Below are 12,474 nucleotides of genomic sequence, written 5' to 3'. Positions count from 1 at the left end.
GGGGCTTCGGCCGCCTATTACAGGCACACGCCCAAGCCTTGGCAAGGTCCATTAATGGGCTGTTTCGAGCAGGGATATTGGCCAAATCAATTGTCAGTTCGGGGCATTAATGGCTTATACATAGCGCCGATATGCGACACCTCATGCATAAGGACAACCCCATGAGTCAGCCCCACCTGATGAACTTCGCGCTTTACCTGCAACGGCTCGGCTATGACAGTGCACCGCCACCGACCCTGGCGACCTTGCGCGAGCTGCAGTTGCGCCACACCAGCACCTTCGCTTTTGAAAGCCTGTCGACCCTGTTGCGCGTGCCGGTGCCGATCGACCTGGCTTCGGTGGAGCACAAGGTCCTGCATGAGGGCCGTGGCGGTTACTGCTACGAACTCAACCAGATGTACCAGGTGCTGTTGCAGCACCTGGGTTACGAGGCGCGCGGCATTACCGGGCGGGTGGTGATGGGCGGGCCGGAAGATGCCTGGTCCGCGCGCGCTCACCGCCTGGTGCTGCTGACCCTGGACGGCGTGCGTTATGTTTCGGATGTCGGCTTTGGCGGCATGGTGCCCACCGCGCCGCTGCTGCTCGATACCGAGGACGAGCAGGCCACGCCCCACGAGCCCTATCGCATCACCCAGCGTGATGGCAGCTACACCCTGCGCGCCAAGGTCGCCGGCGAGTGGCGGGCGATGTATGTATTCGACCTGCAGCGGCAGGAAGCCGTGGATTACGAAATGGGTAACTGGTTCGTCTCGACCCACAAGAACTCGCCGTTTCTCGGTCAGCTGAAAGTCGCGCTGATGGGCGAAGGCCTGCGCCGGACCCTGAATAACGGCAGCTACGCCGTGCATCGCCTGGGCCAGGACAGCGAGCGGCGGCAGATCACCGACCCCGACGAGTTGATTGCCCTGTTGCAGAACGAGTTCGCCATTCGGGTTCCGCAGCATCCGCGGCTGCGAGAGGTCCTTGGCGAATTGCTGGCAGTGCCGCAATCGGCCTGATCGGTCCGGGCTTCAGGGTTCCTCGGTGTCGAGGTCGATAGTCAGATAGAAATAGTCGATATCCCCCCAGGCTTCGCGGCGATCGACGAAGGTTTCCGCCGACCCCATGAACACGCTGTAGCCCAACTGGTTGCGCGGGTCGCGGTAGAAGCCAGGCGGCGCATCCCAGACACAACAGGAGCGCCGCAGGGGCGGCATCCGGAACTGCTCGCCCAGGTAGCGTTCGGCAGCCTGGGCATCACGCCCTGCCAGGCGATAGGTGGCGCGCAGCGGCTTGGTCTGCAACTCGGGTTCGGCGTGACATTCGAGGAACTCGATATAGGTGGGTTTGTTGCCGATTTGTACCAGGAAATCGCCGCAGACCGGCGCGGCCTGGGCGCTGGACGCCAGTATCAACAATGCAGGGCTGATCAGGATCGAGAGGCATCTGTTCATGTGGCGATTCCTTCCAGGCTGAGCAGTCTTTTGCTGAGCAAGGCCCCCGGGCAGCTCAGGGTCAACGCCATAAAGGCATCTGCTCATCACCATCCTTCAGCTGTCGGCGATACGTCCAGTGAGTCAGCAGCGCAATCAATGCACTGTCCAGCAGCCAGAGCGGCATCAGCAAACGCAAGGCAGGGTGAAGGCAGAGCACTCCGGCAATCGTCAATCCCAGCAGCAGGCTGCTGAGCCAATTGGCCAGGCCCTTGGCGCAGAGCAGGGCGTACAGCGGGGTAAACACCAGCGCCATGGGCAGAAAGCCGAATATCGCGCCGCCGGCGACGAACAGGGCAAAGGTCCCCAGGCCAGCCCAGAACCCTTGCCATAGGCTGTCGGTGAAGCTGGCGCTGTACATGGCCAGGACAAAACCCTGTAAGGCCACGACCGTGCGGAAGCTGCCATAGGCGAGGCTGAAGCTATTGCGGAGATGATTCATTCAAGCGCTTCCATGCGTAGACGAAGGGCGTTGCCTGGGTAGGCGCCCTTTGGAGGCGGGGGATTCTATCAGGGTGTCTGGCGCAGTGTTCGGCAGGTGAAAGGCGGGGGCGGGTTATCGGGTATCGCGGTTTTATGAGGTTGGGCTGTGTCGAATAAAGTGTATACAACTCTATAGACATTTGTCTCTACTGTTGAATACAGTGTGCCCCATAACAAAAACCAGGGAACCCCCCAACCATGAAAACGCCCTCCGTTTCACCGCAGCGGCCTGAAGATGAAAACCTCGGTCTTGGCGCGAATATGGCTTACGGCCTGCAACATGTTCTGACCATGTACGGCGGTATCGTTGCGGTGCCTTTGATCGTCGGCCAGGCCGCCGGCCTGGCCCCGGCGGACATCGGTCTGCTGATCGCGGCGTCGTTGTTTGCCGGCGGCCTGGCGACACTCCTGCAAACCCTCGGCCTGCCGTTTTTCGGTTGTCAGCTGCCGCTGGTCCAGGGCGTGTCCTTCTCGGGCGTGGCGACCATGGTGGCGATTGTCAGCAGCGGTGGCGAAGGGGGCTTCCAGTCGATTCTCGGGGCGGTGATCGCCGCCTCGCTGATCGGTCTGCTGATCACTCCGGTGTTTTCACGCATCACCAAGTTCTTTCCGCCGCTGGTCACGGGCATCGTGATCACCACCATCGGCCTGACCCTGATGCCGGTGGCCGCGCGCTGGGCCATGGGTGGTAACAGCCATGCGGAAAACTTCGGCAGCATGGCCAATATCGGCCTGGCGGCGATCACCCTGGTGTTGGTGTTGCTGCTGAGCAAGATCGGCAGCGCGACCATCTCGCGGCTGTCGATCCTGCTGGCCATGGTGGTGGGGACGATCATCGCGGTGTTCCTGGGCATGGCCGATTTCTCCATGGTCACCCAGGGGCCGATGTTCGGCTTCCCGACGCCGTTTCATTTCGGCATGCCGACCTTCCATTTCGCCGCCATCCTGTCGATGTGCATCGTGGTCATGGTGACCCTGGTGGAGACCTCGGCCGACATCCTCGCGGTGGGTGAGATCATCGACACCAAGGTTGACTCCAAGCGTCTGGGCAATGGCCTGCGCGCCGACATGCTGTCGAGCATGATCGCGCCGATCTTCGGTTCCTTTACCCAGAGCGCCTTCGCCCAGAATGTCGGGCTGGTGGCGGTGACCGGGATCAAGAGCCGTTATGTGGTGGCCACCGGCGGGGTGTTCCTGGTGATCCTCGGCCTGCTGCCGTTCATGGGGCGGGTGATTGCTGCCGTACCGACCTCGGTGCTCGGCGGTGCCGGTATCGTGCTGTTCGGCACCGTGGCGGCCAGCGGTATCCGGACCCTGTCCAAGGTCGACTACCGCAACAACGTCAACCTGATCATCGTCGCCACCTCGATTGGCTTCGGCATGATTCCCATCGCTGCGCCGAATTTCTACGATCATTTCCCAAGCTGGTTCGCCACCATCTTCCATTCCGGCATCAGCTCGTCGGCGATCATGGCCATCGCGCTGAACCTGACGTTCAACCACTTCACCCTGGGCAACTCGGATCAGCAGTCGGTGTTCGCCGTGGCGTCCGAGCGCACCCTGCGTTACCAGGACCTGGCGGCGCTGCGTGAAGGCGATTATTTCAGCGGCGGCAAGCTGCACGATGCCGAGGGTAATGAGATCCCGGTGCTGGATACCTCCCATGGCGAGCACTCTGCGGCTGCTCATCAGTCCTCGGCCCATGCCTCGGGCGCGGCCCAAGCCAGCAAGGTCTAGGGCCGGTTGATCGAGTCGCCAGGCTGGACGCAATCAGTCCAGGCTGGCGGCTGGTTACTCCGCGACCCGGTCCGGCAGCCCTTGCCGGACCAGCGACAAGGCGAACAGCACCACCACGGCGGCGGCCGCTGATAGCGCCAAGGGCAGGCCGTGGGCGCTGCCGCTCATGGCGGCGCCGCTGAGCAGCGGCCCCAGCAGGCTGCCGATACCCCACAACAACCCCGCGCTGGCGTTGGCCGTGACCAGGTCGGGGCCGCTGAATTCCTGGCCGATCAGGATGATCGCCAGGGTATACACCCCGCCGGCCGCCGCGCCGAGTATCACCAGGCTCGGCCAGAGCAGCGCCGGGTAGTTCATCAGCAATGGCAGCCCCAGGCCGATCACCAGCGACACCACGCCGCAGCCCAGGTAGATGGCAGCGCGTCCGGCCTTGTCCGACAGCCAGCCCAGGGGAAACTGGAACGCCGCATCCCCCAGCAGAATGATGCTGACCATCAGCGCCGCGAGTTTGATGGCGTAGCCGTGAGTCGCGGCGTAGACCGGAAACAGCGAGAGAACCACCGTATCGAAGAAGGCGAAGAACAGGATGCCCACGCACAGCGCCGGCGCCACTCGGATAAAGCCCAGTACCGAGAAACTCTTGTTCTCGGCGTGGGCGGCGACAGGGCGCTGGCGTGGCAGGGTCAGCCAGATCACCGCAATGGCCAGCAGGTAACCCGTGCTGACGCTGGCGATCACTGCTGGACCTTCGGTGCCGAGCAGGGCCACCAGGCCCGGGCCAATCATTTGGAACACCGTGAAGCAGGTGGTGTAGACCGCGATCACCCGCCCGCGCACGGTGTCCGTGGCCATCTCGTTGACCCAGGTTTCCCCCAGGATAATGATCAGCCCCGCGCCGAAGCCCATGACGATCCGCGCCAGCCCCAGGCCGGTGAGGCTGATCCCGGGGATTTCCAGGGCGCCGATGCTGAGGGCGCACAGACTGAAACACAGCAGGTAGATCTGCCGGCGGCTGAGTCGCTGGCACAGGCCGTTCACCAGGAACGCCGACAGCATCATGCCGGCGGCGGGAAGGGCCGACATGATGCCGATCTGGGTGTTCGAGGCGCCGGCCTGGTACAGGCGCAAGGCAATGACCGGCACGGTGGAGCCGATGCTCAGGCCGACAATCGAGATGCCGAGGATCAGCGCGGCCAACAGGGTTTTGTTCATGGAAGACACCTGCGCCCGACGAGTCGGGCGCTCAAAGACGGTTTGCGGTGGCGCGGCGCTTTGGTTCGGGCAGGGTTCCGGTTCGACTTACGCAGGCGTAGGCCGGGCCGGGAGTCTGCGGTGCAAAGCGGCGGATGGATCGGTACGCGGCGGGCAAGGGCCGCTGCGGCATCAGCTCCGCGCCGGGTTCGGACGCAACGGTGGCGTCAGGCGTGAGGGGAGAAGGTGAAGGCGAACAGCACGCTGCGGCGGCGTCGATTGATCGCGCAGTCGGATTGCGACATCGCGAAGGTCTGCGATGGGCTCATCGAGAGAAAACTGTGATGGGACTGTGCGGGAAAAAACATGAGTCGTGACGGCTGGCGTGAGAAGGGGCACAGCCTACTTCAGGCGCTGGCGTCAGGCAATCGGAGACAGGCCGGAATCGGGCGCAGCGCAAACGCCTATCCGCATGCCGATCTGGCATGCGGTGAATCGATCTTGGGGGAGGGTGACGCTGAGCTGATTCGCCGTAGGAGCAGGGCGCTCCTGGAAGTATTGCTGGCTAATCAGTGTAGGAATATGGCTCCACGACCTGGACTCGAACCAGGGACCCAGTGATTAACAGTCACTTGCTCTACCAACTGAGCTATCGCGGAATGCGGCGTATCTTACTGATTAAAAAGGAGAAGTCAAGCATCCAAAAACAAAGTTTGGCTTGGGTGGGCTTGTTTGGTCCTGGTCACGACGCCAATCCGCGGCTATTTGCCCGTTGGCGGTTACCGGAACCGCGGCACAGGTCTACCATGGCGCCCCGGCAGTGGTTTCACGCGCTCCCGGCTTCTCGCCGAAAAGGTAACGCTCATGACCCTGTTCAAGTTTTTACCCGCCGTAGTGCTTGCCCTGTCGCCTCTGTCTGAGGAGGCCCTATGAGCATCGAGCAAATCAGCCTGCCCAAAGGCGTCGGTCCCCAGGCCATGAAACTGTGGGACGCCATTACCCAGGCCGGATCGGCCGCTGAATTGAACCGTGCAGGTGGCAAGGCCGAGGGTTTTGTCCTGGGGCTGGAAAGCACCAAGGCCATCAAGGGCCAGGTCGCCGAGTCGCTGTATGTGGCGTTCGATGATGCCGCTAGCCAGCGCAGCGTTGAACTGGCCGGTTGAGCGCCCTTAACCGCCGAAGGTAAAGGTGCCCAGCATGAACTTCGCGGCCAGCGATGTGGCGGCCAGTTGTACCAGCCACAGCGCCAGGCCGCCTAGAAATACCCCCAGGGCAATTTGCAGGACCAGGTTCTTTTCGCGTTTCTGCGGGCGGGGGAAGTGGTCCAGTTCGTCGCGGTCGGCTCGCAGGTCGTCGTGTCTCATGGGGATTCTCGATAGGGAAGCGATGGGGAAGAAGGAAAGCTGGATTCAGTCTAGTGGGCATCCGGCCGGCGAGGGCGGCCCACAAAAAAGGGGGAAGCCTTCAGGCTTCCCCCTTTTCATTCACCGCACGTGGCTCAGATCACCTGGATGATGGCCTTGGTCACGACGTCGATGTTGCTCTGGTTCAGCGCGGCCACACAGATGCGGCCGGTGTCCAGGGCATAGATGCCGAACTCGTTGCGCAGGCGCGTCACTTGATCGACGGTCAGGCCGGAGTAGGAGAACATGCCGCGCTGACGGGCGACGAAGCTGAAGTCGCGCTGTGGCGCGCCCTTGGCCAGCAGGTCGACCATCTGCAGGCGCATGCCGCGGATGCGCAGGCGCATTTCGGCCAGTTCGGCTTCCCACTGGGCGCGCAGTTCCGGGCTGTTGAGCACCGCGGCGACGATGCTTGCACCGTGGGTCGGCGGGTTGGAGTAGTTGGTGCGGATTACGCGTTTGACTTGCGACAGCACGCGCGCGCTTTCTTCTTTCGACTCACTGACGATCGACAGGGCGCCAACGCGCTCGCCATACAGCGAGAACGACTTGGAGAACGAGCTGGAGACGAAGAAGGTCAGGCCCGATTCGGCGAACAGGCGCACGGCGGCGGCGTCTTCGGCGATGCCGTCACCGAAGCCCTGGTAGGCCATGTCGAGGAACGGCACGAGGTTTTTCGCCTTGATCACCTGCAGCACGTTTTTCCAGTCTTCCGGGCTCAGGTCGACGCCGGTCGGGTTGTGGCAGCAGGCGTGCAGGACCACGATCGACTGGGCTGGCAGGGCATTCAGGTCTTCCAGCAGGCCGACGCGGTTCACATCGTGGGTGGCGGCGTCGTAGTAGCGGTAGTTCTGCACCGGGAAGCCGGCGGTTTCGAACAGCGCGCGGTGGTTTTCCCAGCTTGGATCGCTGATGGCCACGACTGCGTCAGGCAGCAGCTGCTTGAGGAAGTCGGCACCGATCTTCAGTGCGCCGGTACCGCCGACGGCCTGGGTGGTAACCACGCGACCGGCGGCCAGCAGCGGCGAATCGTTGCCGAACAGCAGTTTCTGCACGGCCTGGTCGTAGGCGGCGATACCGTCGATCGGCAGGTAGCCACGGGAAGCATGTTGAGCGGCGCGGATCGTCTCGGCTTCGACAACGGCGCGCAGGAGTGGAATTCGCCCCTCCTCGTTGCAGTAAACACCGACCCCCAGGTTGACCTTGTTGGTACGGGTATCGGCGTTGAATGCTTCGTTGAGGCCCAGGATAGGATCGCGTGGTGCCATTTCGACAGCGGAGAACAGGCTCATTATTACGGCGGCTCTGAATGGAGTGTGGAGGGACGTGTCGCGCTCCAGCCGAATGCACTAGAGCGGTGCACAAACGGGGAGCTAGTATAGAGGCCATCACTGTGCGCGGCGACAGCTGAAAGGGCTTTTCCGGCAAGTTTTTCGGTTTATTTTTCGACCGTTAGTCTTATTGCAACGTCAAAGTCGTAGAGGGGCTTGGGAGCTTTACCTTGAAAGCTGTGGAATTTGCCTCCACATCCAGCACAATCCAGTATTTTCCCTGCGACACTCGTCGTTTGCGGTCTTTCTCGTTCCTGTGCGGCGGCGTCGTGCTGGAGTGAACCCAGAGGTACGTTATGTCTGAATTCCAGCTAGTCACCCGCTTCCAGCCCGCCGGCGATCAGCCGGAAGCCATCCGCCTGATGGTCGAGGGCATCGAGGCCGGGTTGGCGCACCAGACGCTGCTCGGTGTGACCGGCTCGGGCAAGACCTTCAGCATCGCCAACGTGATCGCCCAGGTGCAGCGCCCGACCCTGGTGCTGGCGCCGAACAAGACCCTGGCCGCGCAGCTGTACGGCGAGTTCAAGGCGTTCTTCCCGAACAACGCGGTGGAGTACTTCGTTTCCTACTACGACTACTACCAGCCGGAAGCCTATGTGCCGTCCTCCGACACCTTTATCGAGAAGGACGCCTCGATCAACGACCATATCGAGCAGATGCGTCTGTCGGCGACCAAGGCGCTGCTGGAGCGCAAGGACGCGATCATCGTCACCACGGTGTCCTGCATCTACGGCCTGGGCAGCCCGGAAACCTATCTGAAGATGGTGTTGCACGTCGATCGCGGCGACAAGCTCGACCAGCGCGCCTTGCTGCGCCGCCTGGCCGACCTGCAATACACCCGCAACGACATGGATTTTGCCCGCGCCACCTTCCGCGTGCGTGGTGATGTGATCGATATCTACCCGGCGGAATCCGACCTGGAAGCGATCCGCATCGAGCTGTTCGATGACGAGGTGGAAAGCATCTCTGCCTTTGACCCGCTGACCGGCGAAGTGATCCGCAAGCTGCCGCGTTTCACCTTCTATCCCAAGAGCCACTACGTGACGCCGCGGGAAACCCTGCTGGATGCCATCGAGGGGATCAAGGTCGAGCTGCAGGAACGCCTGGAATACCTGCGCAGCAACAACAAGCTGGTGGAAGCCCAGCGCCTGGAGCAGCGCACCCGTTTCGACCTGGAGATGATCCTCGAGCTGGGCTACTGCAACGGCATTGAAAACTACTCGCGCTACCTGTCCGGACGGCCGGCCGGGGCGGCGCCACCGACCCTGTACGACTACCTGCCGGCGGACGCCTTGCTGGTGATCGACGAGTCCCACGTCAGCGTGCCGCAGGTCGGCGCCATGTACAAAGGCGACCGTTCGCGCAAGGAAACCCTGGTGGAGTACGGCTTCCGCCTGCCCTCGGCGCTGGACAACCGGCCGATGCGCTTCGACGAATGGGAAGGGGTCAGCCCGCAGACCATTTTTGTCTCGGCCACGCCGGGCAACTATGAAGCCGAACATGCCGGCCGGGTGGTCGAGCAGGTGGTTCGCCCCACCGGCCTGGTCGACCCGCAGGTGGAAGTGCGTCCGGCGCTGACCCAGGTCGATGACCTGTTGTCGGAAATCACCAAGCGCGTGGCCGTGGAAGAGCGGGTCCTGGTGACCACCCTGACCAAGCGCATGGCCGAGGACCTGACCGATTACCTCGCCGATCACGGCGTGCGTGTGCGTTATCTGCACTCGGACATCGACACCGTGGAGCGGGTCGAGATCATTCGCGACCTGCGCCTGGGCACCTTCGATGTGCTGGTGGGGATCAACCTGCTGCGCGAAGGCCTGGACATGCCGGAAGTGTCGCTGGTGGCGATTCTCGATGCGGACAAGGAAGGTTTCCTGCGTTCCGAGCGCTCGTTGATCCAGACCATCGGTCGTGCCGCGCGTAACCTCAACGGCCGGGCGATTCTCTACGCCGACCGCATCACCGGCTCCATGGAACGGGCGATCGGCGAGACCGAGCGCCGTCGCGACAAGCAGATCGCCTTCAACCTGGCCAATGGCATCACCCCCAAAGGCGTGTTCAAGGACGTCGCCGACATCATGGAAGGCGCCACCGTGCCCGGTTCGCGCAGCAAGAAGCGCAAGGGCATGGCCAAGGCCGCCGAGGAAAATGCCCGCTACGAAAACGAACTGCGTTCGCCCAGCGAGATCACCAAGCGCATCCGCCAGCTCGAAGAGAAGATGTACCAACTGGCCCGCGACCTGGAGTTCGAAGCCGCGGCGCAGATGCGCGACGAAATCGGCAAGCTGCGCGAGCGTTTGCTGACGGTCTGATCTGCAATTGCTGCCTGTAGCCGCTACCGCAGGCTGCGATCGGCCCTTACGGCCTTGGCATTCTTGAAATCGCTGGAGGTCCTGCGGACCTATCGCAGCCTGCGGCAGCGGCTACAGATTCGTTTCGATTAGCCCCGACCTTGGCTTAAATGCCCTGCTCACTGGAGCGGGGCCGGCATCGCCTGTTACCATTCGCCTCTTGTTTGATCTTCGCTTTTCATATTCTTTCCGAGACATGCCATGACCACCGTCCGCACGCGCATCGCGCCATCGCCTACCGGGGATCCCCACGTAGGTACCGCTTACATCGCCTTGTTCAACTACTGCTTCGCCAAGCAGCACGGCGGTGAGTTCATCCTGCGCATCGAAGACACCGATCAACTGCGTTCGACCCGCGAGTCCGAACAGCAGATTTTCGACGCCTTGCGCTGGTTGGGCATCAACTGGAGCGAAGGCCCGGACGTGGGCGGCCCGCACGGCCCTTACCGGCAGAGCGAGCGTAGCGAGATCTACCAGAAGTACACCCAGCAGCTGGTCGACATGGGCCATGCCTTCCCGTGCTTCTGCACCGCCGAAGAGCTGGACCAGATGCGCGCCGAGCAGATGGCCCGTGGCGAGACGCCACGTTACGACGGCCGCGCGCTGCTGCTGTCCAAGGAAGAGGTCGCCCGCCGCCTGGCCGCTGGCGAACCGCATGTGATCCGCATGAAGGTGCCGAGCGAAGGCGTCTGCGTGGTGCCGGACATGCTGCGTGGCGATGTCGAGATCCCGTGGGATCGCATGGACATGCAGGTGCTGATGAAGACCGATGGCCTGCCGACCTACTTCCTGGCCAACGTGGTCGACGACCACCTGATGGGCATCACCCACGTGTTGCGTGGCGAAGAATGGCTGCCTTCGGCGCCGAAGCTGATTCTGCTCTACGAGTATTTCGGCTGGGAACAGCCGCAGCTGTGCTACATGCCGCTGCTGCGTAACCCGGACAAGAGCAAGCTGTCCAAGCGCAAGAACCCGACCTCGGTGACCTTCTACGAGCGCATGGGCTTCATGCCGGAAGCCATGCTCAACTACCTGGGCCGCATGGGCTGGTCGATGCCGGACGAGCGCGAGAAGTTCTCGCTGCAGGAAATGGTCGACAACTTCGACCTGTCGCGCGTCTCCCTGGGCGGACCGATCTTCGATATCGAGAAACTGTCGTGGCTCAATGGCCAGTGGCTGCGCGACCTGCCGGTGGAAGAGTTCGCCAGCCGCGTGCAGACCTGGGCGCTGAACCCTGAATACCTGATGAAGATCGCGCCGCACGTGCAAGGCCGGGTGGAAACCTTCAGCCAGATCGCACCGCTGGCCGGGTTCTTCTTCGCCGGTGGCGTGACCCCGGATGCCAAGCTGTTCGAGTCGAAGAAACTGTCGGGCGACCAGGTACGGCAGCTGATGCAACTGATCCTGTGGAAGCTGGAAAGCCTGCGTCAGTGGGAAAAGGACAGCATCACCGCGACCATCCAGGCCGTGGTCGAATCCCTGGAGCTGAAGCTGCGTGATGCCATGCCGCTGATGTTCGCCGCGATCACCGGTCAGGCCAGTTCGGTCTCGGTGCTCGATGCCATGGAAATCCTGGGGCCGGACCTGACCCGTTTCCGCCTGCGCCAGGCCATCGACCTGCTGGGTGGCGTGTCGAAGAAAGAAAACAAAGAGTGGGAAAAACTGCTGGGCGCGATCGCCTGATTCAGCACTCTGATTCGCGGGAGCCGGCACGCTGGCTCCCGCGAAACTGTGCAAGAAGTGAAATTGCGGTCGTTGGCGGAGGGCACAACGGTCCGCAAAAGCCCCGGATTTACGGGGGAGGGCGGTAAGTGATTGTTATGCCGGCAAATTTTTTTAAAAAAAGCTGAAAAAAAATTTGACAGCCTTCCGATACGCCCTTAAGATTCGCCCCGTCCTCAGCGATGACATCAACGATGAGGGGCTATAGCTCAGCTGGGAGAGCGCTTGCATGGCATGCAAGAGGTAGACGGTTCGATCCCGTCTAGCTCCACCAATTTACAGTTCAAGGTTTGGCCACACCGGCCTTGAATCGATCAGTTCTCAGCACTGATCAGTTGTTAGAAGGGTTTGCGTCCCCTTCGTCTAGTGGCCTAGGACACCGCCCTTTCACGGCGGTAACAGGGGTTCGAGTCCCCTAGGGGACGCCAGTTTTACAGAAGCGATGTTGCAAGATGTCGCTCCGCCGCGAGGCGAAAAATCCGGGGCTATAGCTCAGCTGGGAGAGCGCTTGCATGGCATGCAAGAGGTCGACGGTTCGATCCCGTCTAGCTCCACCAATTTACAGTTCAAGGTTTGGCCACACCGGCCTTGAATCGATCAGATCTCAGCACTGATCAGTTGTATAGAAGGGTTTGTGTCCCCTTCGTCTAGTGGCCTAGGACACCGCCCTTTCACGGCGGTAACAGGGGTTCGAGTCCCCTAGGGGACGCCACGATTACCCGCTCTGCGGGATTTATAAGGGTCATTCAATTATTGAATGGCCCTTTTGTTTGTCTGGCGTTTG

Annotated in this window: 10 protein-coding genes and 5 tRNA genes; 9 read left to right on the top strand and 6 right to left on the bottom strand. The window is 62.0% G+C overall.

Annotation, left to right across the window (positions count from 1 at the left end; genetic code table 11):
- The first annotated feature begins 161 nt into the window (after window positions 1–161).
- Complete coding sequence (locus J4D28_RS06000) at window positions 162–998, top strand: arylamine N-acetyltransferase (RefSeq protein WP_016704925.1); 837 nt, start codon at window positions 162–164, stop codon at window positions 996–998.
- A gap of 12 nt (window positions 999–1,010) precedes the next feature.
- Here J4D28_RS06000 and J4D28_RS05995 read toward each other — a convergent pair whose 3' ends face one another.
- Together J4D28_RS05995 and J4D28_RS05990 are read right to left on the bottom strand one after the other, a co-directional pair.
- Window positions 1,011–1,433, bottom strand: a complete 423-nt coding sequence (locus tag J4D28_RS05995; protein ID WP_009048082.1) for a DUF4952 domain-containing protein — start codon at window positions 1,431–1,433, stop codon at window positions 1,011–1,013.
- Between the two features lie 61 nt (window positions 1,434–1,494).
- Window positions 1,495–1,914, bottom strand: coding sequence for a hypothetical protein (locus tag J4D28_RS05990; RefSeq protein ID WP_009048083.1), 420 nt, complete (start codon window positions 1,912–1,914; stop codon window positions 1,495–1,497).
- A gap of 239 nt (window positions 1,915–2,153) precedes the next feature.
- Here J4D28_RS05990 and J4D28_RS05985 point away from each other — a divergent pair, with 239 nt between their 5' ends.
- Window positions 2,154–3,692, top strand: a complete 1,539-nt coding sequence (locus J4D28_RS05985) for a nucleobase:cation symporter-2 family protein (protein ID WP_009048084.1) — start codon at window positions 2,154–2,156, stop codon at window positions 3,690–3,692.
- Window positions 3,693–3,746: 54 nt separating this feature from the next.
- Here the strand turns inward: J4D28_RS05985 and J4D28_RS05980 are convergent, their stop codons facing one another.
- Window positions 3,747–4,904 (bottom strand): MFS transporter, encoded by a 1,158-nt coding sequence (locus tag J4D28_RS05980; RefSeq protein WP_016704924.1) that lies wholly within the window; start codon window positions 4,902–4,904, stop codon window positions 3,747–3,749.
- Between the two features lie 562 nt (window positions 4,905–5,466).
- Window positions 5,467–5,542, bottom strand: a tRNA-Asn gene (locus J4D28_RS05975).
- 270 nt (window positions 5,543–5,812) lie between these two features.
- On the opposite strand from J4D28_RS05975, the gene J4D28_RS05970 reads away from it, so the two are divergent.
- A complete protein-coding gene (locus tag J4D28_RS05970; RefSeq protein WP_016704923.1) occupies window positions 5,813–6,046 on the top strand; it encodes a hypothetical protein in 234 nt (77 codons plus the stop codon).
- A gap of 6 nt (window positions 6,047–6,052) precedes the next feature.
- Here the strand turns inward: J4D28_RS05970 and J4D28_RS05965 are convergent, their stop codons facing one another.
- Both J4D28_RS05965 and J4D28_RS05960 read right to left on the bottom strand, forming a co-directional pair.
- Entirely contained in the window at window positions 6,053–6,247 is a 195-nt protein-coding gene (locus J4D28_RS05965) for a hypothetical protein (protein WP_009048087.1), read from the bottom strand.
- 134 nt (window positions 6,248–6,381) lie between these two features.
- Window positions 6,382–7,578, bottom strand: coding sequence for an amino acid aminotransferase (locus J4D28_RS05960; protein WP_009048088.1), 1,197 nt, complete (start codon window positions 7,576–7,578; stop codon window positions 6,382–6,384).
- Window positions 7,579–7,913: 335 nt separating this feature from the next.
- Here J4D28_RS05960 and uvrB point away from each other — a divergent pair, with 335 nt between their 5' ends.
- From uvrB to J4D28_RS05930, 6 genes are all read left to right on the top strand, one after another.
- Window positions 7,914–9,929, top strand: a complete 2,016-nt coding sequence (gene uvrB, locus J4D28_RS05955; RefSeq protein WP_007923725.1) for an excinuclease ABC subunit UvrB — start codon at window positions 7,914–7,916, stop codon at window positions 9,927–9,929.
- 240 nt (window positions 9,930–10,169) lie between these two features.
- Window positions 10,170–11,651: a glutamate--tRNA ligase gene (gene gltX / locus J4D28_RS05950; RefSeq protein ID WP_007922014.1), complete on the top strand. Its 1,482-nt coding sequence runs from the start codon at window positions 10,170–10,172 to the stop codon at window positions 11,649–11,651.
- Window positions 11,652–11,888: 237 nt separating this feature from the next.
- Window positions 11,889–11,964 (top strand) — tRNA-Ala (locus J4D28_RS05945).
- A 78-nt stretch (window positions 11,965–12,042) separates the two neighbouring features.
- A tRNA-Glu gene (locus J4D28_RS05940) sits at window positions 12,043–12,118 on the top strand.
- Between the two features lie 53 nt (window positions 12,119–12,171).
- Window positions 12,172–12,247: transfer RNA gene (locus J4D28_RS05935), tRNA-Ala, on the top strand.
- A gap of 79 nt (window positions 12,248–12,326) precedes the next feature.
- A tRNA-Glu gene (locus tag J4D28_RS05930) sits at window positions 12,327–12,402 on the top strand.
- Window positions 12,403–12,474 lie beyond the last annotated feature (72 nt).

It is taken from the genome of Pseudomonas sp. GW531-T4 (assembly GCF_017349615.1).
GTDB lineage: Bacteria > Pseudomonadota > Gammaproteobacteria > Pseudomonadales > Pseudomonadaceae > Aquipseudomonas > Aquipseudomonas chlororaphis_I.
The sequence above is the reverse complement of the archived record's forward strand: the minus strand, read 5'-3'. Positions and strand labels throughout refer to the sequence as shown.

Bases quoted from the DNA above. Each gene is read 5' to 3' on its own strand.
- J4D28_RS05970 (WP_016704923.1), top strand. From the start codon at position 5,813: ATGAGCATCGAGCAAATCAGCCTGCCCAAAGGCGTCGGTCCCCAGGCC.
- J4D28_RS05960 (WP_009048088.1), bottom strand. From the start codon at position 7,578: ATGAGCCTGTTCTCCGCTGTCGAAATGGCACCACGCGATCCTATCCTG.
- gltX (WP_007922014.1), top strand. From the start codon at position 10,170: ATGACCACCGTCCGCACGCGCATCGCGCCATCGCCTACCGGGGATCCC.
- J4D28_RS05990 (WP_009048083.1), bottom strand. From the start codon at position 1,914: ATGAATCATCTCCGCAATAGCTTCAGCCTCGCCTATGGCAGCTTCCGC.
- J4D28_RS06000 (WP_016704925.1), top strand. From the start codon at position 162: ATGAGTCAGCCCCACCTGATGAACTTCGCGCTTTACCTGCAACGGCTC.
- J4D28_RS05995 (WP_009048082.1), bottom strand. From the start codon at position 1,433: ATGAACAGATGCCTCTCGATCCTGATCAGCCCTGCATTGTTGATACTG.
- J4D28_RS05965 (WP_009048087.1), bottom strand. From the start codon at position 6,247: ATGAGACACGACGACCTGCGAGCCGACCGCGACGAACTGGACCACTTC.
- J4D28_RS05985 (WP_009048084.1), top strand. From the start codon at position 2,154: ATGAAAACGCCCTCCGTTTCACCGCAGCGGCCTGAAGATGAAAACCTC.
- J4D28_RS05980 (WP_016704924.1), bottom strand. From the start codon at position 4,904: ATGAACAAAACCCTGTTGGCCGCGCTGATCCTCGGCATCTCGATTGTC.
- uvrB (WP_007923725.1), top strand. From the start codon at position 7,914: ATGTCTGAATTCCAGCTAGTCACCCGCTTCCAGCCCGCCGGCGATCAG.